The organism is Nocardia sp. 852002-51101_SCH5132738 (assembly GCF_001665695.1).
Taxonomy (GTDB): Bacteria; Actinomycetota; Actinomycetes; order Mycobacteriales; family Mycobacteriaceae; genus Nocardia; species Nocardia nova.
This window is the reverse complement of record NZ_LZML01000160.1, coordinates 36,459-59,595: the sequence shown is the minus strand read 5'-3', so window position 1 is coordinate 59,595 and position 23,137 is coordinate 36,459. Positions and strand designations below refer to the sequence as shown.

Below are 23,137 nucleotides of genomic sequence, written 5' to 3'. Positions count from 1 at the left end.
CCGCCCGCCCAATCGGTCCGGCCGCATCGATGGTCAATCCGCCTGTGCGACAGCTGATTTCAGGACGAGGGTGGTGCACAGGGCGGCGAGGGCGAGCGCCTGCAGGCCGACCCGGTAACCGAGGATGCTCTCCCATTTGTCCTGCAGCGCACGGGCATCGGCGGGGATGACGCCGGTCTGCGCCGCCTGCGTCTGGGCGGTGTTGATCGGCTTGGCGATCCGCGCGTAGAGCCCGAGCCAGCTCAGCAGCGCCAGCAGCGCGATCCCGGCCGCCACCGCGGCACCGGCGGCTCCCGCCACGACCGCGACGACGGCGGCGAGCACGGTGCTGATCACCCCACCGGCGCCGGCGAAGGGCATTCGCCGGTCACCGTAGTAGTGCCCCCATCCGGCCGAGACGGTCATCGTCGCGTCGTCGAGTTTGCGATAGACGGGTCGGAAGATGAGGGTGGCGGCGACATCGGTGCCGTAGACGATGGCGTTGGTGAGAACGGCCAGCACGGTGAGCACCTGCGCGGATGTGGTCAGCATGGGAAGACTCCTAGTCATCATCTAGCGTTGCTAGCTTCTGTGGCAACAGTAGATGAGTTCGACTAGCTTGTCTAGCGCTGCTAGAAAATTTACCGCCCCGCTCTGACCGGAAGGTGGGCGCACCGATCCTCCGCGGCCTGCACGGGTGACGGGCGCGGCCGAGGCACCGGCTCGGCACGGCCGTCGAAGGCGTGCAGTACCGCGGCATCGGCACGCGGATCACCGACCGCGATCCGCGCACTGCCGTCCGGGTAACCCTTGGCCGCGATCCCCGCGCCCGCCAGCGTCGCGTGGGCCACGGGCCCCGGCAGGTAGAGAAAGTTGCCGCGGCTGCACGGCACGGCGAAACCCCTGTGCCGCAAAGCGGTTCGCAGCAGTTCGCGCTCGGCGGTGATATCGGCGATCCGTTCGGCGAGCTCCGCCGAGGCGGCATAGCAGGCGCGCACGGCGGCGACGGCGTAGTCGGGCATGCCGAACGGAAGCTGCAGTCGCCGCACCCGCGCGATCAGTTCCGGCGCGCCGAACGCATAGCCGATACGCAGTCCTGCCAGCCCGTACGCCTTCGAAAAGGTGCGCAACACAAGGAGGTTGGGATAGTGCGCGACGAGTTCGCAGGGGTCGATCGTTTCGGCATCGGCCAGGAATTCCACGTACGCCTCGTCCAGGATCACCGGAACGTGCCGCGGCACACCGAACAGGAAAGCCTTCAGCTCCGCGGCGGGCGCCACGGTCCCGGTCGGATTGTGGGGGCGGCAGATCGCGACCAGTGCCGTGCGCTCGTCCACTGCCCGGGCCATCGCCGTCAGCCGCTGCCGTCCGCTCGCATCCAGGGGAACTCCCACGACGTCCAGACCCGCCATGGCGGCCATGATCGGATAGCCGTCGAAGGTCGGAGTCGCGAACACCATGCGCCGCCCCGGCCCCGAGACCGCCTGCATGATCTGCAGCACCACACCGGTCGCCCCCGCACCGACGACCACCTGATCGGGGTCGACGCCGAGGTGCGCGGCGATCACGGCCGGCAGCCGCCGGGGCACGAATTCCGGATACCGATTGGCGCCGCGAATCGCCTCGTTCACCACCGCGAGCACCGAAGGCAGTGGCGGAAAGGGGTTTTCGCTGAGCGTCAGATCGAACCGCGGCGGCGGTATCGGCTGCGTCACCGCCGGTTCACGGGCGGACGAGTCCATCACGCCGCACCCCAGCGCACCGCGGCCGCGGCCGCGAAATCCCCGGCATGGGCGAAGGCCGCCAGCAGCACCACCGACCCGTTGCGCAACCGGCCGGCCCGGTTCTCGATATCCAGGGTCACCGGAATGCCGGCGGCGAACAGATTTCCGCACCGGTCGAAGGAATCCGGATGCCGTTCCGCGGGCAGTTCCAGCGCATCGTGCCAGTTCCGCAGGAACAGCCGATTCGGCTGATTGGTGACGAAGGTGTCGATATCGCGGCCTTTCACCCCTATGCGGTCGCATACCGCGAGGGCGAGTTCCGGGACCAGCCGGTTGCCGCGCGCGAAGACCTTGGTCACCTTCGATTCGGTGAAACTCACGCAGCCCTGTCCTTCCCCGGGCTCCCAGTACTTACGTTCGGAGCCGGTGGAGAAATCCATATCGCCGGCGAATTCCGGGAAGGTGCGGCATTCGATATCGAGGATCGGCGCACTGTTGTCCTTGACCAGCAATCCCACCCCGCAGCCGTCCCCGGGCACCGGCGCCTGCGCGAGTTTGCGAATCTCGGTCTGGGTGAAGACCGGACCCGCGGTGTTCTGCGTCGTCGCGATCAGGGCGGTGCGGGCGTCGGTCGTCTGCAGAATCATCCGCGCCAGCATCATCATGTGGATGAATGCCGCGCAGCCGCCGTTGTGCACGTCGAACACCCATTTCGGATTCATCCCCAGCCGCCGCGCCACCTCCGGCCCGGCGCCCATGACCGGATTGTCGGGGAGCTGGGTATGGGTGAGCAGCACGTCGATATCGGCGAGCGTGCCGGCGCCGTGCCGATCGATCAGCGGCGCGACCGCGCGTTCCACCATATCCACGGCGGTTTCGTCGCGGCCCTTGTGATGGCGACCGTGCGGCGCGCGGAACATGACGTTCTTCGCCATCCGCTCCGAACGCGAGAATTGCGTGAAGTACTCGGTACCTACCGGCTCACCCGGCAGATAGCAGGCCACATCGACCAGACTGACCGGTGCCAGCCGCAGGGCGGGATCGGTGAAATCCATCTCGGCGTATCCTCACTTCATCCACTCGGGGGTGATCGGAAGTCCGTGCGCGGCACGGTATTCGGCGATCGCTTTCAGGTTGTCCAGCTCCAGCCGGTGTCCGGCGGAGAACATCTCCCAGAAATCGCCGACCCAGACCTTGCGGCCTGCCGGGGCCTTGTCGGGGTAGGGATTCGCGTCGTAGAACGGGTGCCGGCAATTGGTCCACAGCACCACCGATCCGGGCTTGTTCAACACCACCTGGGCGTCGACGACCCGCATCAGATAGATCATCCACAGGTGTTCACCCTGATCCCACGCACAGTGGTAATCCACGGTCATCGCATCCGGATTGGCCTCGGTGCGCGTGAAGATCCGGGTGTCCTTGCCCAGCCGGTCGTAGGATTCCCACAGCCCCGGGGTGGCGGTTTCGGTGAATCCGCGCAGACTGTAGGTCCACTCCTCCAAACTCTGTGTGTGCGACAGGTATTCGTACAGTTCGCGCGGGGGTGCGGCGATATAGTCCTGCACCGGGCAGAATTGACCGAAGATCTGGTCGTGGGGATAGACCGAGCGCAGCATATCCATGATGATCGGCGTGGTCTCCTCGCGATCGGAATTCTCGATGCGCAACAACCCGGGAATTGCGCGGTGCGGAAGATCGGGAATATCACTGAGAGCGGGTGCGGTGCTGATGGTCACGGATTCCTCCTCGATGCGGACAGGAAGGGGATGAACGGCGGTATCTCGTCGGGATCACAATCGATCGAAACGAACGAGGGCCCGGGCGTTTCCAGGCAGTACGACAGCACTGTCGCGAGCTCGGCCGGCGTAGCCGGCGAGAAGGAGGGCAGATCCGGGAACATCGCCGCCATGCCGGCTCCCAGATGTGCTTTGTGGAATCTGTTGAAGCTGTAGCGATCTCCGTAGAACAGTTGCTCCCGGGTCACGCACATGGCATGCGCGGAATTGTCGAGTACGACGAAGGTCACCGGCAGCCCGTACTGGATCGCGGTGTGAATCTCCATGCCGTGCATGTAGAAGGCGCCGTCGCCGGCCACGACCACGGTGCGCCGCTCGGTCCCGTCGTCGCGGTGCCGGCGGGCGAAACAGGACCCGATGGCGGCGCCGAAGGCGTAGCCCATACCGCCCATACCGAGGGCGACGACGAAGCGGCCGTCGCGCGGCGGACGGAGATGATGCACCACCGATGCCCCGGTATTGCCCGCGTCGGCGAAGATATCGGTATCGGAATGCAGTGTGCCGTTGAGTGTTTCGACTATGTCGCGATAGCGCAGGCCCGGTCCGTCCGCGGGCGGCACCGGCAGCGGATCCGGCGTCCGCGGGCGCCGGGGATCCACCCGGTGCACCCGGCCCGCGCCGGCACTCAGCGCCGATGTGAGTTCGCGGAGTGTGGCGGCCAGATCGGTACTGGTGGCGTGAACCGCGGGGAGGTAGGGCGGCTCACCGCCGACCGACGCCGTCGACGCGCCGAGCACCGATTCCAGTCCGGCGCGCGCGGTGACCGGCATCCGGGTGCCGACCAGCAGGCACAGGGCGCTGCCGTGCAGGGCGTCGGCCAGTTCGGTATGGCCCATACTTCCGGCGACACCGAGGAATCCTTGTTCGGTGCAGTCGTACACATCCTTGGCGTCCGGCGCGACGCCGACCCCCGCGTCGAGAACCGCTGCCAGATCACGCAGTTCGGCACGAGCATCGTCGCGGGCGACCTGCGCGCCCGCGATGATCACGACCTTGCCGACCGCCCGGGCCGCCCGTAGCCCCTCCAGGAGCCGCTCGATACCGGCGTCGTCCCGGCCGTGTACCGGACGCGGTGCGACGAACGGGCGGGCGCGAAGTTCGGCCTGCTGAACATCCTTGGGCAGCAGCAGAACCGCCGGTCCGCCCGCTCGGGCGGCCGCGACGGCGCGCGAGAGATGGTCCGGAAGCGAGGCGGGCGTCTCTACCCGTGCGCAATACAGCGCGATCGTGTCGAAAAGTTCGGCGGCGTCGAAGGTTCCGGCCCGGCCGCTGGAATCCTGGAAGGCGCCTTTACCTTCGAGACCGGTCGGCGCCTGCCCCACCAACGCGAGCACGGGCACCCGGGAGGCGTGCGATTCCGCCAGTCCGGCAACGAGATTCATCGCTCCACCACCGGAGGTCGCGCAGACGACGCCGAGACCCGCGGTGGAACGGGCATAACCGTCGGCCATGGTGGCGGCGGCGAATTCGTGTTTGGCCACCACCGCCGTGATTCGGTCGGAGGCGTCGTAGGCCGCGTCGTAGAGATCTTCGATGTTGGCGCCGTCGACGCCGAAGATGTGTCGCACTCCCATGTCCGATACGGCCTGCACCAGGTAGTCGACCAGTCGTGACGGCATCGCCGCTCCTTCCCGTATGGGTTCCGAAGCCGGCCGCGCTGCCGGAACGAACGCACTCAGCGGGGATACGAAGCACGCACCCGACCGGTTCACCGTTCCCGCGTGCCTTCGCAAAAGGATCCACTTGTGTGTATGTATACATCTACGTATAGTTGGGCCATGCCGAACAAGACCGTGTATGTCTCCGATGACGATCTCCCCCTGTTCCAGCGCGCGCAGGAGCTGGTCGGCGGCAATCTCTCGGGTGCGATCGTGACGGCACTGCGCCGATACATCGAGCTGGAGGAGGGCCGGCTGCAGGGATTCGACGAGATCGTCCTGCGCGTCGGCCACAACGGCGCCCGGCAGGTGCGATTCTCGGGGGTGCTGCTCACCGAGTCGAGCGATATGGGCGACGAGCGTTTCGAGCGCATTCGCGTATTCCGCACGCGCAAGGGCAAATTCGTGCTGCACCGGCAGCGTTCGGAATGGACCGACTACCCGACCGACACGAACTGGCTGAAGGATCTGACCAACTGGCGGCGGATGCTCGGCGTCACCGATCCGGACTGGGGCGAATTCACCATGGACATCTACGACTCACCGGCCGACCTGAAAGGCAGGGTTCCCGACAAGCTGTACAACCGCATCAGCGATCTGACCGAGCATCCGCAGATCGAGGATCTCGACATCTGATCGACCACTTCGAGCCGAACTAGCCTCGGCCGCACGACAACTCGATATCGACCCACCTTGTCCGCCGAAATCCCGCGGACACGGCTCGGTCGACGCATGCATTCATCGCAATCTTATTATGAAAGGGCGACCATGAGTTCACCGGCCATATCGGTCACCGGTCTGCGGAAATCGTTCGCCGACCACGTGGTGCTGGACGGTATCGACCTCACTGTCCCGGAGGGCAGGATCTTCGCGCTGCTCGGCCCCAACGGCGCCGGCAAGACCACCACCGTCCACATCCTCGCCACCCTCACCCGGCCCGACGACGGCAACCTGCGCGTCGGGGGCCACGACCCGGTCATCGAACCCGACGCCGTCCGCACCGCCATCGGCGTGACCGGGCAGTTCTCGGCGGTCGACGAACTGCTCACCGGTCGCGAGAACCTGCTGCTGATGGCGGATCTGCACCATCTGCCCCGTGGCGAGGGCCGGCGCATCGCCGACGACCTGCTGACCCGCTTCGACCTGCTGGACGCCGCCGACAAGGTGGCCGGGAGCTACTCCGGCGGTATGACGCGCCGGCTCGACCTGGCGATGACCCTGGTCGGCGAGCCGCGCATCATCTTCCTCGACGAACCCACGGTCGGCCTCGATCCACGCAGCCGGCGCGGGATGTGGGACATCATCCGCGAACTGGTCGCCGACGGCGTCACCATCTTCCTCACCACCCAGTATCTGGAGGAGGCCGACCAGCTCGCGCATCGGATCGCGGTGCTCGACCACGGCCACATCGTCGCCGAAGGCACGCCCGAACAGCTGAAACGCCTTGTGCCGGGCGGACATATCCGCCTGACCTTCGGCGACGAGGAACAGTTGCGCAGCGCCGCCGAACTACTCGGCGGAACGACCACGGACTCGACCCTGGCGGTGCCCAGCGACGGCGGCGTCGCCTCGCTGCGCGATGTTCTGGACCGGCTCGGCCGCGCCCGCATCGAGCCCGAAAGCCTGTCGGTGCACACCCCCGATCTCGACGACGTCTTCCTCACCCTCACCGGCCGCACCGCACCCGAGAAGGAATCCGCACGATGACCACGCACACCCTCGCCGACTCCCGCACGATGCTGCGCCGGAACCTGGTGCACGCCAAGCGTTATCCCGGCATGACGATCAGCATGTTCATCATGCCGCTGGTGATGTTGCTGATGTTCAATTACATCTTCGGTGGCGCACTGGAGAAAGCCACCGGCGGCAGTTACATCGACTACCTGGTCCCCGGCATGATGCTGATCATTCCGGCCTATCTGGTGGTCGGGGTCGCGGTGGCCATCGCCTCGGATATGACCAAGGGCATCGTGAACCGGTTCCGGACCATGCCCATGGCACATTCCTCGATCCTCACCGGCCAGGTCGCCGGGACCGTGATCCAAGGCGTGCTGGGTGTCGGCCTGATGGTCGCAGTCGCGGCGCTGATCGGCTTCCGTCCCGATGCCACCGTCGTGGAATGGCTCGCCGCCTTCGGCCTCATCGCCCTGGTGATCTTCGGATTGGCATGGCTCGGAGTGGGTTTCGGATTGGCCGCCAAAACACCGGAGAGCGCGAGCAATACCCCGACTCCGCTGATCTTCCTCCCCTTTCTCGGCAGCGGCCTGGCTCCCACCGACACCATGCCCGCCGGTGTCCGGCAATTCGCCGAGTACCAGCCCTTCACGCCCCTGACCGAAACGCTGCGCGGACTGCTCATGGGCACGGCCATCGGAGGCAACGGCATCGCGGCGGTGGTCTGGTGCGTCGGCTTCGCGGTGGTCGGCTATCTCTGGTCGCGCTCGCTGTTCCGCCGCAAGACCAACTGAGCTACTACCCAGTGATTAACGGACATACCGGTCGAAACCCCGTCGTCCTCGCGTGAGAACGTAGGAACGAGGCCGATCGGGCCCGGGTCGGTGCCATCCGGCCCGGGTCGTCGGCGCAGTCGACGACCGGAAGGAGTGCGTCCATGGCCGCCCTGGACGAGAAGCTGCAGGACATCTATGCCGAGGTACTGCAGCGCAACCCCGGTGAATCGGAATTCCACCAAGCCGTGCGCGAGGTGCTCGACAGCCTCGGACCGGTCGTCGCCAAACATCCCCAGTACGTCGACGCGGCGGTGATCCGGCGGTTGTGCGAGCCCGAGCGGCAGATAATCTTCCGCGTGCCGTGGGTCGACGACAGTGGCACGGTGCAGATCAACCGCGGTTTCCGGGTCGAGTTCAACTCCGCGCTCGGCCCCTACAAAGGCGGCCTGCGGTTCCATCCGTCGGTCTATCTGGGCATCGTCAAATTCCTGGGATTCGAGCAGATCTTCAAGAACGCGCTCACCGGAATGCCGATCGGCGGCGGTAAGGGTGGTTCGGATTTCGACCCGAAGGGGCGGTCGGACGCGGAGGTGATGCGCTTCTGCCAGTCCTTCATGACCGAGCTCTACCGGCATATCGGCGAGCACACCGACGTTCCGGCCGGTGATATCGGCGTGGGCGGTCGCGAGATCGGCTATCTGTTCGGCCAGTACAAACGCATCACCAACCGCTACGAATCCGGCGTGCTCACGGGCAAGGGGCTGAGCTGGGGTGGCTCGCAGGTGCGCCCCGAGGCGACCGGATACGGCACCGTCTTCTTCACCGAGCAGATCCTCGACCGGCGCGCCGACAGCTTCGAGGGCAAACGCGTGGTGATCTCCGGCTCGGGCAATGTCGCCATCTACGCCGTGGAGAAGGTGCACCAACTGGGCGGCACCGTCGTCGCCTGTTCGGACTCCTCGGGCTACATCGTCGACGACAAGGGTATCGATCTCGAACTGCTCAAGGAGATCAAGCACGACCGGCGCGGGCGCATTCACGAATATCCCGACATCGCCCGTGGCTCGGCGTATTTCGTGGATTCCGGCTCGATCTGGGCGGTGCCCTGCGATATCGCGCTGCCGTGTGCGACGCAGAACGAACTCAACGGCAGCGATGCCCGCCGGTTGATCGACAACGGTTGCGCCATCGTGGCCGAAGGCGCCAATATGCCCTGCACCCCCGAGGCATCCCGGTTGCTGGTCGACGCGGGCGTGACCTTCGCACCGGGCAAGGCCGCCAATGCGGGCGGGGTGGCCACCAGCGCACTCGAGATGCAGCAGAACGCTTCCCGCGATTCGTGGAGCTTCGAACACACCGAACAGCGCCTCGAGACGATCATGCGCGGCATCCACGACCGCTGCCTCGAGACCGCCGAAGAGTACGGGACCCCGGGCGATTACGTCGCCGGTGCGAACATCGCCGGTTTCACCCAGGTCGCCGACGCGATGCTGGCACTGGGGATCGTCTAGACGCCGCGGCCGGCAACGCGCCGGCCGTCCCGTCCGGATCCACCGGCACCGAGTCTCTTAGGCTCGCCGTTCGTGACCGTGGTGCGCTCGATCCTGCTGTTCGTCCTGGCCGCGCTCGCCGAGATCGGCGGGGCGTGGCTGGTGTGGCAAGGGGTGCGTGAGCATCGCGGGTTCGCCTGGGCGGGGGCCGGGGTGATCGCGCTGGGGCTGTACGGATTCGTCGCGACGCTCCAGCCGGATGCTCATTTCGGCCGGATCCTGGCCGCCTACGGCGGTGTGTTCGTCGCGGGGTCGCTGCTGTGGGCCATCGCGTTCGACGGCTTCCGGCCGGACCGCTGGGATGTGGCGGGCGCGGCGACCTGCCTGGTGGGCGTCGCCGTGATCATGTACGCGCCGCGCGGCTGACCCGGTACGCGGCCGACCGGTATCCGGCATCATCGGTGCCATGCCCGTCCTCGGAACGTTTCGGCCCAATCCGCAGCCGGCCGCCGGTACTCGCAGCCGGGTGCTGATACGGCTGCGGGTGGCGCGGTGGCAGTTCCTGCTCCGGCAGACGATCGTCGAACCGGGCGGTGACAGTGGTTGGCACTATCACGACGGCACGCTGTTCGTCCTGGTCACCGGCAGCACTCTCGACCATCCCGGCACCGACGGCGTCCCGGTCGCCTATCGCCCGGGGCGGATATTTCGCGAGCCCGCCGGCGCCGCCCACGCCCACACCGCCCGCAACCGCACGCGAAAACCCTTGCGGCTCACGGTGTTCTACGTGCTCCCGGCCGGTAGTCCGCTCTCCCGCTCGATCCCCGCACCGGAGTGCGACCCGGACCGGCGATAGGACGTGCGCCTGCCTGGTATCAGCTCGCGAGCTCGCGCAGCAAACCGGGGAATTCGGTGAGATCACGCAGGACGACATCGGCGCCGGCTGCCCGCAGCTGCGCCGCGTCACATGGACCGCTGGTCACCCCGACCGCATACGCCGACGCCGCGCGGGCGCCGCGCATATCGCCGATGTGGTCACCGATGTACACGCTCGCCTCGTGGTCGCGCAGGGCCTGGGCCTTCTGTTCGGCCCACAGGTCGCCGATCACGGCGTCGGCCGGAATGTCGAGGTGGGTGAGGTGCAATTCGGCGTTGGGTTCGTATTTGCCGGTGACCACGATCACGCGGCCGCCCAGCGCCCGGACCGCCGCTGTCGCCGCGCGGGCGCCGGGCAGTTCCACCGTGCCGGTGATCGCGAAATCCGGATACATGGCCCGATACATATCGGCCACCGCCGGGACGCGGTCGGCGGGGAACCAGTTGGCCAGCTCGTGCTCCAGCGGCGGCCCGAGGCGGGTGACGACCAGATCGCTGTCGATGGGGGTGCCGGTGCGTCTCGACAGCTCGCGATAGCAGGCGCGGATGCCGGGACGCGAGTCGATCAAGGTCATGTCGAGGTCGAAGCCGACCGTGAGCGGGCCTGTCATACCGGACGGCCGGACACCGGAGGGATCAATTGGCGGGCTGGCAGGCGTCGCGCAGTGAGCACGCGCCGCAGGAGTTGCCACAGCCGCCGACCTCGGCGGGCGCGAGCCCCGCGATCGCGTCGTTGGCCGCGTTGACCCCGGCGCCCAGCGTGAACAGGGCCACGACCAGTGCCACCGCGGCGGCAGCCAAGCCCACCCATACCGTCGCGACCAGCGCGATCGCACCGGCGGCGGCCAGCAGCAGACCCGCACCGACCGAGGTGGGCCCGGCGACGCGGTTGGCGACGCGATACGCCTCTTCGGTGCGGAGGGCTTCTTCGGTATGCACACCGAAGAACCGATTGGGTGGCAGGGTGCCGGTCAGCCCGAGCACACCCGTGACAACGGCCACGGCCGCCGGCAGAAACAGGAGGAGCGCGACCACGAACACCCGGAATACGGTACTCCGGTATCAAAACCGGGCGCCCGCGGGGCTCGCCGCCGCCGCGAACGACCCGCTCACCCCTTTTTGGGTGCTGACGTGCGCACGCTCTACCCTGAGTGACGACGTTGTCCACAGACGTTCACCAGGGGAACTCGGCGACAAGAAGGCAGGACCGTGCAGGACACTCGTGCAACCGATACAGCCGGCGCATCGACCGGCCGGGGTGACGGGCCCGAAAGCAGCCTGCCCACGCTTCCCGGAACCGATGTGCCCGCGCACCGCTACAACGCGGAACTGGCCGGCGCCCTGGAGGGCAAATGGCAGCGGGTGTGGGCGGAGCGCGGCACCTTCCACGCGCCGAATCCGGTCGGCCCGCTGGCCGGCGAGACCCCGGCCGACAAGCTGTTCATCCAGGACATGTTCCCGTATCCGTCGGGTGCGGGTCTGCACGTCGGCCATCCGCTGGGCTACATCGCCACCGATGTGTTCGCGCGCTACCACCGCATGCACGGCCGCAACGTGCTGCATGCGCTGGGTTACGACGCCTTCGGCCTGCCCGCCGAGCAGTACGCGGTACAGACCGGCGCGCATCCGCGGGTGACCACGGAATCCAATATCGCGACCATGCAGCGCCAGCTGGACCGGCTGGGCCTGGGCCACGACCGGCGCCGCTCGTTCGCGACCACCGACCCCGAGTTCTACAAGTGGACGCAGTGGATCTTCCTGCGCATCTACAACGCCTGGTACGACACCTCGGCGAACAAGGCCCGCCCGATCGCGGATCTGGTGGCCGAATTCGCCGCGGGTGAGCGCCCCACCCCGGACGGTCGCGCGTGGGCCGACTTGTCGCCCGCCGAACAGGGCGCGGTGCTGGACTCGTATCGCCTGGTCTATCAATCGGATTCGATGGTCAACTGGTGCCCCGGACTGGGCACCGTGCTGGCCAACGAGGAGGTCACCGCCGACGGCCGCAGTGAGCGCGGCAACTTCCCGGTGTTCCGGAAACGCCTGCGGCAGTGGATGATGCGCATCACCGCCTACTCCGACCGCCTGGTCGACGATCTGGACCTGCTGGACTGGCCGGACAACGTGAAGGCCATGCAGCGCAACTGGATCGGACGCTCGCGTGGTGCCGAGGTCTCGTTCGCCGTGGTGCGAGCGACGGGCGCGGAGGAGGCAGCCGGCGTAACCACGGAGCGCCCCGGGAGCGCCACCGTCGATACAGCGAACGGGGAGAACATCGAGGTCTTCACCACCCGGCCCGACACGCTGTTCGGGGCGAGCTATGTGGTGCTGGCCCCGGAACACGAACTGGTGGACCGGCTGGCCGTCGCGCAGTGGCCCGCCGACGTCGACCCCCGGTGGACCTTCGACGCTGCCTCGCCGGCCGAAGCCGTTGCGGCCTACCGCAAGTCGATCGCCGCCAAGTCCGATCTGGAGCGGCAGGAGAACAAGGAGAAGACCGGCGTCTTCCTGGGCGCCTACGCCACCAACCCGGTCAACGGGGCGCAGCTGCCGATCTTCATCGCCGACTATGTGCTGTCGGGCTACGGCACCGGCGCGATCATGGCGGTACCCGGCCACGACCAGCGCGACTGGGAGTTCGCGCGGGCGTTCGGCCTGCCGATCGTGGAAGTCATTGCCGGAGGCGACATCTCGGAGTCCGCGTATTCGGGCGACGGCCTGCTGGTGAACTCCGACTACCTGAACGGGCTGGACGTCGAGACCGCCAAGGCCACTGTCGTCGAGCGCCTGGAACGCGACGGCCACGGCAAGGGCACCATCCAGTACAAACTGCGCGACTGGCTGTTCGCCCGCCAGCGTTACTGGGGCGAGCCGTTCCCGATCGTCTACGACGAGCAGGGCGCGGCGCATCCGCTGCCGGAATCCATGCTGCCGGTGGAACTTCCGGAGGTGCGCGACTTCGCGCCGGTCACCTTCGATCCGGACGACGCCGATTCCGAACCGTCGCCGCCGCTGGCCAAGGCCACCGACTGGGTGACCGTCGAACTGGATCTGGGCGACGGGGTGAAGACCTATCGCCGCGACACCAACGTGATGCCGCAGTGGGCCGGTAGCTCCTGGTACCAGCTGCGCTACACCGACCCGACCAATACGGAGGCGTTCTGCGCGCCGGAGAACGAGCGCTACTGGCTGGGCCCGCGCCCGGCCGAACACGGTGCGAACGACCCCGGCGGCGTGGATCTGTACGTCGGCGGCGTGGAACACGCGGTACTGCATCTGCTGTACGCGCGGTTCTGGCAGAAGGTGCTGTTCGATCTGGGTGAGGTGTCGGGCCCGGAACCGTACCGGCGCTTGTTCAACCAGGGTTACATCCAGGCCTTCGCCTACACCGACGAGCGCGGCACCTACATCCCGGCCGCCGAGGTGGTCGAGCGCGACGGCAGGTTCTTCTGGACGAACACCTCCGGCGTGGAGATCGAGGTCTTCCAGGAGTACGGCAAGATCGGCAAATCGCTGAAGAACGCCATCTCCCCCGATGAGATGTGCGATCTGTACGGCGCGGACACCTTCCGGCTGTACGAGATGTCGATGGGCCCGCTGGACACCTCGCGTCCCTGGGCGACCAAGGATGTCGTCGGCGCGCACCGCTTCCTGCAGCGGGTGTGGCGCCTGGTGGTCGACGAGGAGTCCGGGGCCGCGCGGGTCACCGACGCCGAGCCGGCCGATGCCACCCTTCGCCTGCTGCACAAGACGATCGACGGTGTCGACGCCGACTACGCCGCCCTGCGCGACAACACCGCGGGCGCGAAGCTGATCGAGCTGACCAACCATCTGACCAAGCAGTACCCGCAGGGCGCCCCGCGCACGGTGGTGGAACCGCTGGTGCTGATGCTGGCACCGATGGCCCCGCATATCGCCGAGGAACTGTGGGAACGCCTGGGCCACACCACGGCGCTGGCGCACGGGCCCTTCCCGATCGCGGATCCCGCACTGCTGGTGGAGGATTCGGTCGAATATCCGATCCAGGTCAACGGCAAGGTCCGCAGCCGGGTCAGCGTACCGGCGGACGCCGATGCGAAGGCGGTGGAGGCGGCGGCGCTCGCCGACGAGAAGCTGCTGGAATTCCTGGCCGGCAAGACCCCGCGCAAGGTCATCGTGGTCCCCGGCAAGCTGGTCAACGTCGTCGCGTAAGTTTCTCCCGCGCTGGGTGTTCAGCGCGGCGGCAGCAGCACGTCGTCGAGGGTGACCATCGAGAGGTGGCGCTCGCGGATGATGTCGACCAACCGGCCGTAGCAGTGTGTGACGGCCGGATGGTTGGCGTGACCGATGACGATCGCCTGCGGGTTGAAGTACTTCGCGGCCATCTGCATCAGAAAGTCCTCGGTGACGATCGAGGAGTCCGACAGCGAACCGAACCACAGCGTCGGCACCGTATATCCGAGATCGGCGGCGACCCGGTCCACCGCGGCGTTGTGGTACCCGTAGGGCGGTCGGTAATAGGGTGTTCCGTCCACGCCGAAGTTGTTGTGCAGGAACGTTTTCGTGCGACGGATCTGGTCGGCGACGGCGCCGGCGGAGATCTTGGTGAGCGCGGGATGATCCCAGGTGTGGTTGCCCAGCTGGATCTGCCCGGACTCCACCAGCGGGCGCAGCGCGTCCCGGTGCACGGTCCACGAGTCGTAGGCGGCGGTCACGAAGAACGTGAAGCGGGCGCCGGTATCGCGGGCGAAGCGGATATACGCGCCGACCACCTCGGGGCTCGCGCCGTCGTCCACCGTGAGCGCGAGATTCGCGCCGGCGCCCGGCAGAGCGGTCATCGTGCCCGAGGGCGCCACGGTCTTCGGCCCGGTTGGCGGCGGGGGTAACAGCGAGGACGGAGGCGCCGGGGGCAGGGGTGGGGTGACCGCCGCGGCTACAGGTTTCGCCCTTTCCCCGGTCGCACTGTGGGCCGTCGTACAGCCGGTCAAGGCGACCGCCGTGCCCGCGGCGAGCAGCGTGAGCAGCTGCCGCCGATTCGATCGCGCGTCACCCATGCCGGTGTCGCCCCTGGTAAGAGGTCATTTCTGCCCTAAGCTACCGCACCCTCGACACCCTCGCCGGCCCGGCACCGGTCGTTCCGGCGCGTCGCCGGGACCGCCGAGGGCGCCCGATTCAGCCCGGCCGACAGCACCGACTCAGCGGGCGATCGGGCGCAGCACGATCTCGGTCGGGTGCGCGTCGCGCGGCGTCTCGACGGCGTTGCGGACGGCCCGGGCGACCGTCGCCGCGGTCAAGAACTCGTCGGGGTTGTAATCCCGCTGTTCGGAGGCGACGATCGCGCGCTGCATCTCGGTGTCGATGCGTCCCGGGTGGACGGAGGTGACACGCAGGCGCGGTTCCTCGAGCCGCAGCGCGTCACCGAAAGCGCGCAGACCGAATTTGCTCGCGGCGTACACACCCCAGTGTGGATTGGCGCGCAGCCCGGCACCCGAATTGATCAGCACCACATGGCCGCCGGCGGCGCGCAGGGCGGGCAGCAGCAGCCGGGTCAGCTCGGCGACGGCAATCAGATTGGCTTCCAGCGTATTTCGCCACAGCTCGACCGACGCGTCGGCGATCGACCCCAGTTCGGCGACGCCCGCGTTGTGCACCAGCACATCCAGACGGCCGATCGGCGCCGTCGCCGCGGGCAGCGTGGCGTAATCGGTCAGATCAACCGGCCAGGGTTCGGCATCGGGAAGTTCCGTCCGGATCTTCGCCAGCGATTGCGCCGAACGCGCGCCCAGCAGCAGTCGATGCGTCCCCGCGAGCTCCCGCGCGATCGCGGCTCCCAGTCCCCGGCTGGCGCCGGTGATCAGCGCGGTCGGTAGATCCTGCGCGGCAGTGCTTTCCGAAGGTGCGGCCATGTGCTCACCGTAAACCCCGCGCGCCCACCGCAGTGCTACGCACCCGGGCGGCGCGGACGATCACACGGGCGGGTCCGGACAATTGCACCGCCGCGACCGGACATCTGTCGTCCATCGGTGGCGAGCCGATGCCGATGGGTGTAATCCAGACTCGAGCAACCGGTTCACAGCGGCGGGCGGGGGACGGACACCGCGCATGACACAGAACGAGGCGATGAGGGTGGACACTGCCGAACAGGTGACCGGACCGGACCATGCCCCCGCGGCGGCCGCTGTGCGGCACGCGACGCCCGGGCGCCGCGCATATCTGAAGGTGACGTCGCAGAATAGGGAAATGAACGGTCCCGGCTTCACCCCCACCCAGCTGGCTGCCCGGGCCGCCTATCTGCTCCGCGGCAACGATCTGGGGACCATGACCAGCGCGGCGCCCAAGCTCTACCCCCATATGTGGAGCTGGGACGCCGCCTTCGTCGCGGTCGGCCTGGCCCCGCTGAGTGTGGAGCGCGCTGTCGTCGAACTCGACACTCTGCTCTCCGCGCAATGGCGCAACGGGATGATCCCGCACATCGTGTTCGCCAACGGCGTGGACGGCTACTTCCCGGGACCGAGCCGGTGGGAGTGCCGTCGGCTGGCAGCGAACGCCCCCGCCGGTGTCGACACGTCGGGCATCACCCAGCCACCGGTGCACGCGATCGCGGTCCAGCGGATTCTCGACCACTCCCGGCGCCACGGCCGCACCACCCGGGCGGTCGCCGCGGAATTCCTGGATCGGCGCTGGGTCGATCTGATGCGCTGGCATCGCTGGCTGGCGCATGCCCGCGACCCCAAACAGCACGGCCGGATCACCCTGTATCACGGCTGGGAGTCCGGGATGGACAATTCGCCGCGGTGGGATCGCGCCTACACCAATGTGGTGGTCGGCGACCTGCCGCCGTATCGGCGCGCCGATATCGACGTGGTCGACCCGGCGCAGCGTCCCACCGATCGCGAATACGACCGCTACCTGTGGCTCGTGGAACAAATGCGTCGGTGTGGCTACGACGATTTCCAGCTGGCCTCGACGATGAGCTTCGCCGTGGAGGATGTCTTCGTCACCGCCGTCTTCGCGCTGGCGTGTGAGGTGCTGGCCGGAATCGGGGAGGACTACCGCATGCCGCACGCCGATGTGCGCGAGCTCTACGAGTGGGCCGATTATTTCCGCGCCGGCGTGATCGCCACCGCCGATCCGCGCTCCGGCGCCGCGCGCGACTTCGACCTGCGCACCGACGAATGGATCGGCACCGAAACGCTGGCCATGTTCGCGCCGCTGCTGTGCGGCGGACTGCCGCGCGCCACCGAACGCAGTCTGCTGCGCCTGTTCGAGGGGCCACGCTTCTGCGGCCACCCCGATCTGCGCTACGCGCTGCCGCCCTCGACCTCGCCGGTGTCGAAGGATTTCCGCCCGCGCGAATATTGGCGCGGGCCGGTGTGGCCGGTGATGAGCTGGCTGTTCTCCTGGGTCTTCGCCCGCCGCGGCTGGGCCGAACGGTCCTTCATGCTGCGTGCGGAAGGTTTGCGGCAGGCGGGCGACGGCAGCTTCGCGGAGTACTACGACCCGTTCACCGGGGATCCGCTGGGGAGCATGCAGCAGTCGTGGACGGCAGCCGCGGTCCTCGACTGGCTCGGATGAGTCACGCGTAAACACTGGTCACAAGCGCCTCGGCTGCCTACTCTCGTAGCCATGTATCGACGCACCGTGGCTCGTCCGAAAGTCCGTCGCTTCACCGCAGCCCTGCCGCTGCTCGCCGTTGCCGGCATATTCTCGGCAACCGGTATCGCCTCCGCTGGACCCACCGGGCCGGACGTGTCGTCCTGGCAGCACATCGACGGCCGTCTGATCGACTGGTTCGCGGTCCGGGCCTCCGGGCACAACTTCGCCATGGTGAAGGCCACCGAGGGGCTGAACTACGTCAATCCCTATTTCGTCCCCGACAGCCTGCTGATGCGCGCGGCCGGGGTGGCGCGCGGGACCTATCACTACGCCCATCCGGATCTGCCGCCGGAACCGCAGGCCGCCCTCTACGCCGCGGTCGTCCTCGGCCAGAACGGCCCGCTGGATCTGCCGCCGGTCCTCGATATGGAGAATTCCGGCAGGCTGCCCCCGGCGGAGCTGATCGATTGGACCCATCGCTATCTGACCACGGTGCAGGCATTGACCGGCCGGGTGCCGATCATCTACACCTACCCGCGGTTCTGGCAGACGGCGATGGCCGATTCCGATCAGTTCCACCAGTACCCACTGTGGATCGCCGATTATCGCGGCAACGCCCAGCCCGAGGTGCCCGGCGGCTGGCCGGCGTGGACCTTCTGGCAGACCACCGATTCCGGCAGTGTGCCGGGTATCGCGGGCAATACCGACCTCAACGTCTACAGCGGAGCGCAGGGCAATTTCGCGCAGTTCGCCAATATGCCGTTCAGCGGCAGCAGTTCGGGCAGTTAGAGGATCTGGGACAGAAACTGTTGCAGGCGTGGGGTTTCCGGATCGTCGAAGAGGCGGTCCGGAGATCCCGACTCCACCACCTTGCCCTGGTCCATGAATACCACGCTGTCGGAAACCGAACGGGCGAAACCCATTTCGTGGGTCACCACGATCATCGTCATACCGCCGGCGGCCAGATCCGCCATCAACGAGAGCACACCCTTGACCAATTCCGGGTCCAGGGCCGAGGTCGCCTCGTCGAACAGCATCAATTCCGGCTTCATCGCCAGTGCGCGAGCGATGGCGACACGCTGCTGCTGTCCACCGGACAGATTCGCCGGGCGGGTATCGGCGCGCGCCGCCAATCCGACCGCCTCGAGCTGCTCCAGGGCCAGCGCCCGCGCCGCTTCCTTGCTCAGGCCGCGCAATTTCCGCGGTCCCAGGGCCACGTTCTCCGCCACCGTCTTGTGCGGGAACAGGTTGAAATGCTGAAAGACCATTCCGATGCGCTGGCGCAGCCGATCCGGATTTTCCCCCAGCACCGAAACCCCGTCGATCAGCACATCGCCGGAATCGGGTTCGTGCAGCCGGTTCAGCACCCGCAACAGGGTGGATTTTCCCGAACCGGACGGGCCGATGACCGTGGTGGTGTGCCCGGCATCGACGTGAATGTCGACGCCGCGCAGCACCTAGTTGTTGCCCAGGGTCAGATGCAGATCGACGCCGGTCAGCGAGGAACTGGTGCGCACGCCGTTGGCATCCTGGTCGCTCACGCCGTCGGCATCCTGGTCGCTCACGCCGTCGGCATCCTGGTCGCTCACGCCGTCGGCATCCTGGTCGCTCACGCTCCGCGTCCTTCCGTGATGACAGCCTGGTCGATTTCGTCGGCGGCGGCTTCGGCGCGGCCGGTGCGCAATCGGCGGTCGATGTAGTTCACCAGATGGGTGAGCGGGATCGTGAGCAGCAGATAGACCAGGCCCGCCGCGACCAGCGGTGACAGATTTCCGGTCTGCGAATTCAGGTCGCGGCCGACGGCGAACAGTTCCCGCTGGGAGGCGAGCAGGCCGAGGAAGTAGATCAGCGAGGAATCCTTGATCAGCGCGATGAACTGGTTCATCAGCGCCGGCAGCACTCGCCGCACGCCCTGGGGAATCACCACCAGCGTCATCGACTGCCGATAGCCGAATCCGATCGCCCGCGCGGCCTCCAACTGTCCCGGCTCCACCGATTGAATGCCCGAGCGGAAGATCTCGCCGATATAGGCCGAGGCCAGCAGCGCCAGCGCCACCGCGCCCAGCCAGTACGGATTGTTCCCGGTGATCCCCTTCACCACCGGGCCGATGCCCAGGCCGATCAACAGGATGATCACCACCGCCGGCAAACCGCGGAAGATGTCGGTGTAGACCCGGGCGGGCCAGCGCAACCAGCGGGTGCGAGAAATACCGGCCACCGCGAGCAGAATGCCGATGAGCGTGCCGAGCACGCCCGAAACCAGCGCCAGAATAATCGTATTCGGCAAGCCGGTCTTGAACAGTTCGGGAAATGCCTTGCGGTACAACGACCAATCGAAGAACGTGTCCTTCAATTGTGCGAGGGTCGATTTCGGAGCGTTCTGCTGATCGCCGTGCCGATGTTCGGCCGCGATCTTCTCGAAGTCCGGAAGTTGCGGCATCGGAGCCGATTTGGAGCCCGGTTTCCAGCCCGGCGGCAGCGGCCGCGGCACCCAGTCGGAATAGAGCTTGGCGTAGGTTCCGTCGGCGATCACCGCGTCGAGGCCGGAATTCAGTGCGTCGATCAGCGGCTGGTTGTTCTTGCGCACCGCCCAGGCGGTGAAATTGTCCAGGCTGAAGGTGTTCTGCACGATCGAGGTGGGATCACCCGGTTTGATCGCACCGGTGGCCTGCTGCGAGGGCGCGACCCAGGCGTCGATCTGCCCGGTCTTCAGATTCGCGTAGGCCGTGTTGTAGTCGGGGAATTTCACCGCGTCCAGATGCAAGGTGCCGGTGACGTATTCGTCCTGCACGGTGCCCTGCACCACGCCGATCCGCACGCCCGGTTTCAGATCCGAAAACCCCTGGATCGCACTGCCGTTGGGCACCACGAGCGAGAAGTAGCCGAAATCGTAGCCGTTGGTGAAGCCGACCTGCTGTCGCCGGGCATCGGTGGTGGTGATGCTCGACGATCCCACGTCGAACCGGCCGGTGGCGACGAGCGAGAGCAGCGAGGCGAATTCGGTGCCGGAGAACTGCACCCGGAGTCCGAGTTTCGCGCCGATCGCCTTCAGCAGTTCGTTGTCGAATCCGGTGAAGGCCCCCGACGGATCCACGCAGATACTCGGCGGCGCGTCCGAGAGCGTGCCCACGCTGAGCACCCCGGGCTGGGACAAACCGAGCTTGGTGATATCGATCGAACTCAGCGGCGCGGTGGTCGCGGTGGTGTATCGGTCGGCGCCGGCCGTCGCACCGCTCGCCAGTTTCGTCGGCGCGGGGGAGGCGGCCGACGGTCCGGGGGGTGCGCACAGGTTCGCGGCCCGCGACGAACTGCCGCCATCGGAGCTGCAGGCGACGGCGAACAGCAGCATCATCGCCACCATCAGCGCGATCAGCGCACGCGGGCGCGAGACGGGCAAACGGGCCATAGCCGAGAACCCTAGCCGGGCCGGTAGGGCCCCGGGGGCGGCGACGCGGGTCCACGGGCCGCCGCCCCTGCCACATCGCCCGGCGGAAATCGAATCCCACTGATTCGATCCGGCGGTGTTCGATCAGGCGGTGTTCGATCAGGCGATACCGGTCACCGACTCCGGATTGAAGTTGTCCCGCCATGCGACGGCCTGCTCCACCACGCTCAGGTCGTAGTCGGGCCCGCCGACGCCCACGGTGAACAGGGTCGCGCCGGCCTGCACCAGCCGCTCGGCCTGTTCGGCGCCGGGCCAGGACACCGACCGCTCGATCCGGTTCGCGTCGGTGCCGACCTCGGCGCAGTGCTCGGCCAGAATCTTCGACTTCCGTTCCAGCGCTTCGATATCGGCGAAACTGTGCCAGATGTCGGCGTATTCGGCGACCAGTCGCAACGTCTTTCGCTCACCACCGCCGCCGATCAGGATCGGAATGTGGCGCGTCGGCGCCGGATTCAGTTTCGGCAGCCGGGCGTCGATGCGGGCGAGATATTCCTTGAGCAACGCCAGACGTGTTCCGGGCGTGCCGAATTCGTAGCCGTACTCGTCGTAGTCCTTCTGGAACCAGCCGGCGCCGATGCCGAGGATCAGCCGGCCGCCGGAGATGTGGTCGACGGTGCGGGCCATATCGGCGAGCAGGTCGGGATTGCGATATCCGCCGCCGGTCACCAGGGCGCCGAGTTCGACTCGTTCGGTCTGCTCGGCGATCGCGCCGAGCATGGTCCAGCATTCGAAGTGAGCGCCGTCGGGATCGCCGTAGAGCGGGTAGAAGTGGTCCCAGTTGAAGACGATGTCCACGCCCGCATCCTCGGCCCGGCGCACGGCATCCCGGATCAGCCCGTAGTCGGGAGCATGTTGCGGCTGTAGCTGAACTCCGATGCGAACCGGTCGAGTCATCCGATGCTCCTTCGTCTCGTGAGCTGCTCTCGCGGCCGGTCAGCGGCCCTTGACGAGGCTACTCGCCCGCTGCACCCCGCGCGGGCCGCTGGGTTACTGTGGGGCGCGCACCGACCCCTCTACTCGGATCGTCCGGCACGTTCCTGCCGGTGAAGGGATTGATTCACCATGGCCACGGTCACCTTCGACCACGCCACCCGGCTCTACCCGGGTGGGACCAAACCCGCCGTCGACAAGCTGAATCTCGAGATCGCCGACGGCGAATTCCTGGTACTGGTCGGACCGTCCGGATGCGGCAAATCCACCTCGCTGCGCATGCTGGCCGGACTCGAGGAGGTCAACGACGGCCGCATTCTGATCGGCGAGAAGGATGTCACCGACGCCGAACCCAAACAGCGCGATATTGCGATGGTCTTCCAGAACTACGCGCTGTATCCGCATATGACGGTCGCGGAGAACATGGGTTTCGCACTGAAGATGGCCAAGGTCGGTAAGGCCGAGCGCACGCAGCGCGTGCTGGAGGCGGCGAAACTGCTCGACCTCGAGGACTTCCTGGACCGCAAGCCCAAGGCGCTGTCCGGCGGTCAGCGTCAGCGGGTCGCGATGGGACGCGCGATCGTGCGGCAGCCGCAGGTATTCCTGATGGACGAACCGCTGTCGAATCTGGACGCGAAACTGCGCGTGCAGACCCGCACGCAGATCGCCCAGTTGCAGCGCCGGCTCGGCACCACCACGGTCTACGTCACCCACGACCAGGTGGAGGCGATGACCATGGGCGACCGGGTGGCGGTGCTCAAGGACGGACTGCTGCAGCAGTGCGCCTCACCCCGGGATCTGTATCGGGATCCGGCGAATCTGTTCGTCGCGGGCTTCATGGGCTCCCCGGCGATGAACCTGTTCACCCTGCCGGTGTCGGACGGTTCGGTGACCGTCGGCGGACATTCGATCGCGCTGCCGCGCACGGTGGCCGACGCCGCGGGCGAGACCGTGGTGGTCGGCATCCGGCCGGAGCATTTCGATCCGGCCGGCGGTTCCGACGGCATCGCCATGGAGATCGATGTGGTCGAGGAGCTGGGTTCGGACGCCTACATCTACGGCCGCACCCTGGGCGAGGCCGGCGGAGATCAGACGATCGTCGCCCGCGCCGACTGGCGCAATCCGCCGCAGAAGGGCGACAAGCTGACGCTCACCAGCGATGCGGAGCACACCTATTTCTTCGACCCGGCCAGCGGTAAGCGACTGACCTAGGA

At 67.3% G+C, this 23,137-nt stretch carries 23 protein-coding genes; 10 read left to right on the top strand and 13 right to left on the bottom strand.

Annotated features, from left to right (window positions below):
• Positions 1–33 precede the first annotated feature (33 nt).
• The 5 genes from A5789_RS25165 to A5789_RS25145 all read right to left on the bottom strand — a co-directional run bounded on the left by A5789_RS25165 (position 34) and on the right by A5789_RS25145 (position 5,118).
• Positions 34–531, bottom strand: coding sequence for a DUF1772 domain-containing protein (locus A5789_RS25165; protein WP_064927348.1), 498 nt, complete (start codon positions 529–531; stop codon positions 34–36).
• A gap of 89 nt (positions 532–620) precedes the next feature.
• Positions 621–1,721 (bottom strand): aminotransferase class I/II-fold pyridoxal phosphate-dependent enzyme, encoded by a 1,101-nt coding sequence (locus tag A5789_RS25160; protein ID WP_155525861.1) that lies wholly within the window; start codon positions 1,719–1,721, stop codon positions 621–623.
• Positions 1,721–2,758, bottom strand: a complete 1,038-nt coding sequence (locus tag A5789_RS25155) for a 3-oxoacyl-ACP synthase III family protein (RefSeq protein WP_063011504.1) — start codon at positions 2,756–2,758, stop codon at positions 1,721–1,723. The genes A5789_RS25160 and A5789_RS25155 overlap by 1 nt, the downstream gene beginning before the upstream one ends.
• 12 nt (positions 2,759–2,770) lie before the next feature.
• Positions 2,771–3,439, bottom strand: a complete 669-nt coding sequence (locus A5789_RS25150) for a hypothetical protein (RefSeq protein WP_063011506.1) — start codon at positions 3,437–3,439, stop codon at positions 2,771–2,773.
• Positions 3,436–5,118 carry a thiamine pyrophosphate-binding protein gene (locus tag A5789_RS25145; protein WP_064906554.1) on the bottom strand — a complete coding sequence of 561 codons (1,683 nt, stop codon included), beginning with the start codon at positions 5,116–5,118 and terminating at the stop codon, positions 3,436–3,438. The genes A5789_RS25150 and A5789_RS25145 overlap by 4 nt, the downstream gene beginning before the upstream one ends.
• Before the next feature lie 159 nt (positions 5,119–5,277).
• On the opposite strand from A5789_RS25145, the gene A5789_RS25140 reads away from it, so the two are divergent.
• The 6 genes from A5789_RS25140 to A5789_RS25115 all read left to right on the top strand — a co-directional run bounded on the left by A5789_RS25140 (position 5,278) and on the right by A5789_RS25115 (position 9,953).
• Entirely contained in the window at positions 5,278–5,793 is a 516-nt protein-coding gene (locus A5789_RS25140; protein ID WP_030514196.1) for an EXLDI protein, read from the top strand.
• A gap of 132 nt (positions 5,794–5,925) precedes the next feature.
• A complete protein-coding gene (locus A5789_RS25135) occupies positions 5,926–6,864 on the top strand; it encodes an ATP-binding cassette domain-containing protein (protein WP_064906555.1) in 939 nt (312 codons plus the stop codon).
• The gene (locus A5789_RS25130; protein ID WP_064906557.1) at positions 6,861–7,625 is read left to right on the top strand and encodes an ABC transporter permease; all 765 of its coding nucleotides are present in this window, start codon (positions 6,861–6,863) and stop codon (positions 7,623–7,625) included. The genes A5789_RS25135 and A5789_RS25130 overlap by 4 nt, the downstream gene beginning before the upstream one ends.
• 143 nt (positions 7,626–7,768) lie before the next feature.
• On the top strand, positions 7,769–9,118 hold the full coding sequence (gene gdhA, locus A5789_RS25125; protein WP_063011515.1) for an NADP-specific glutamate dehydrogenase: 1,350 nt from the start codon (positions 7,769–7,771) through the stop codon (positions 9,116–9,118).
• 72 nt (positions 9,119–9,190) lie between these two features.
• Complete coding sequence (locus A5789_RS25120; RefSeq protein ID WP_063011517.1) at positions 9,191–9,523, top strand: YnfA family protein; 333 nt, start codon at positions 9,191–9,193, stop codon at positions 9,521–9,523.
• Positions 9,524–9,563: 40 nt separating this feature from the next.
• Positions 9,564–9,953: a cupin domain-containing protein gene (locus A5789_RS25115; protein ID WP_063011519.1), complete on the top strand. Its 390-nt coding sequence runs from the start codon at positions 9,564–9,566 to the stop codon at positions 9,951–9,953.
• A gap of 19 nt (positions 9,954–9,972) precedes the next feature.
• Here A5789_RS25115 and A5789_RS25110 read toward each other — a convergent pair whose 3' ends face one another.
• Both A5789_RS25110 and A5789_RS25105 read right to left on the bottom strand, forming a co-directional pair.
• Positions 9,973–10,584 (bottom strand): HAD family hydrolase, encoded by a 612-nt coding sequence (locus tag A5789_RS25110; protein WP_064906558.1) that lies wholly within the window; start codon positions 10,582–10,584, stop codon positions 9,973–9,975.
• A gap of 25 nt (positions 10,585–10,609) precedes the next feature.
• On the bottom strand, positions 10,610–11,008 hold the full coding sequence (locus A5789_RS25105; protein ID WP_231509088.1) for an SdpI family protein: 399 nt from the start codon (positions 11,006–11,008) through the stop codon (positions 10,610–10,612).
• Between the two features lie 243 nt (positions 11,009–11,251).
• Between A5789_RS25105 and leuS the strand changes: the two genes are divergently transcribed.
• Positions 11,252–14,164: a leucine--tRNA ligase gene (gene leuS, locus A5789_RS25100; protein WP_063011576.1), complete on the top strand. Its 2,913-nt coding sequence runs from the start codon at positions 11,252–11,254 to the stop codon at positions 14,162–14,164.
• A gap of 20 nt (positions 14,165–14,184) precedes the next feature.
• Here leuS and A5789_RS25095 read toward each other — a convergent pair whose 3' ends face one another.
• Positions 14,185–15,006, bottom strand: coding sequence for a polysaccharide deacetylase family protein (locus A5789_RS25095; RefSeq protein WP_064923386.1), 822 nt, complete (start codon positions 15,004–15,006; stop codon positions 14,185–14,187).
• A 141-nt stretch (positions 15,007–15,147) separates the two neighbouring features.
• Positions 15,148–15,858 carry an SDR family oxidoreductase gene (locus A5789_RS25090; RefSeq protein ID WP_064923388.1) on the bottom strand — a complete coding sequence of 237 codons (711 nt, stop codon included), beginning with the start codon at positions 15,856–15,858 and terminating at the stop codon, positions 15,148–15,150.
• Positions 15,859–16,192: 334 nt separating this feature from the next.
• On the opposite strand from A5789_RS25090, the gene A5789_RS25085 reads away from it, so the two are divergent.
• Both A5789_RS25085 and A5789_RS25080 read left to right on the top strand, forming a co-directional pair.
• Positions 16,193–17,527, top strand: coding sequence for a hypothetical protein (locus A5789_RS25085; protein WP_064904948.1), 1,335 nt, complete (start codon positions 16,193–16,195; stop codon positions 17,525–17,527).
• A gap of 51 nt (positions 17,528–17,578) precedes the next feature.
• Positions 17,579–18,337: a glycoside hydrolase family 25 protein gene (locus A5789_RS25080; protein ID WP_064904941.1), complete on the top strand. Its 759-nt coding sequence runs from the start codon at positions 17,579–17,581 to the stop codon at positions 18,335–18,337.
• Here A5789_RS25080 and A5789_RS25075 read toward each other — a convergent pair.
• From A5789_RS25075 to A5789_RS25065, 4 genes are all read right to left on the bottom strand, one after another.
• Positions 18,334–19,005: an amino acid ABC transporter ATP-binding protein gene (locus A5789_RS25075; protein WP_156773028.1), complete on the bottom strand. Its 672-nt coding sequence runs from the start codon at positions 19,003–19,005 to the stop codon at positions 18,334–18,336. The genes A5789_RS25080 and A5789_RS25075 overlap by 4 nt on opposite strands.
• Positions 19,006–19,161 (bottom strand): hypothetical protein, encoded by a 156-nt coding sequence (locus A5789_RS36895; protein ID WP_156773027.1) that lies wholly within the window; start codon positions 19,159–19,161, stop codon positions 19,006–19,008.
• Positions 19,158–20,954 (bottom strand): ABC transporter substrate-binding protein/permease, encoded by a 1,797-nt coding sequence (locus tag A5789_RS25070; RefSeq protein ID WP_064904942.1) that lies wholly within the window; start codon positions 20,952–20,954, stop codon positions 19,158–19,160. The genes A5789_RS36895 and A5789_RS25070 overlap by 4 nt, the downstream gene beginning before the upstream one ends.
• A gap of 138 nt (positions 20,955–21,092) precedes the next feature.
• Positions 21,093–21,887 carry an LLM class F420-dependent oxidoreductase gene (locus tag A5789_RS25065; protein ID WP_030514182.1) on the bottom strand — a complete coding sequence of 265 codons (795 nt, stop codon included), beginning with the start codon at positions 21,885–21,887 and terminating at the stop codon, positions 21,093–21,095.
• Between the two features lie 168 nt (positions 21,888–22,055).
• Between A5789_RS25065 and A5789_RS25060 the strand changes: the two genes are divergently transcribed.
• Positions 22,056–23,135 (top strand): ABC transporter ATP-binding protein, encoded by a 1,080-nt coding sequence (locus A5789_RS25060; RefSeq protein ID WP_063011534.1) that lies wholly within the window; start codon positions 22,056–22,058, stop codon positions 23,133–23,135.
• Positions 23,136–23,137: the final 2 nt, after the last annotated feature.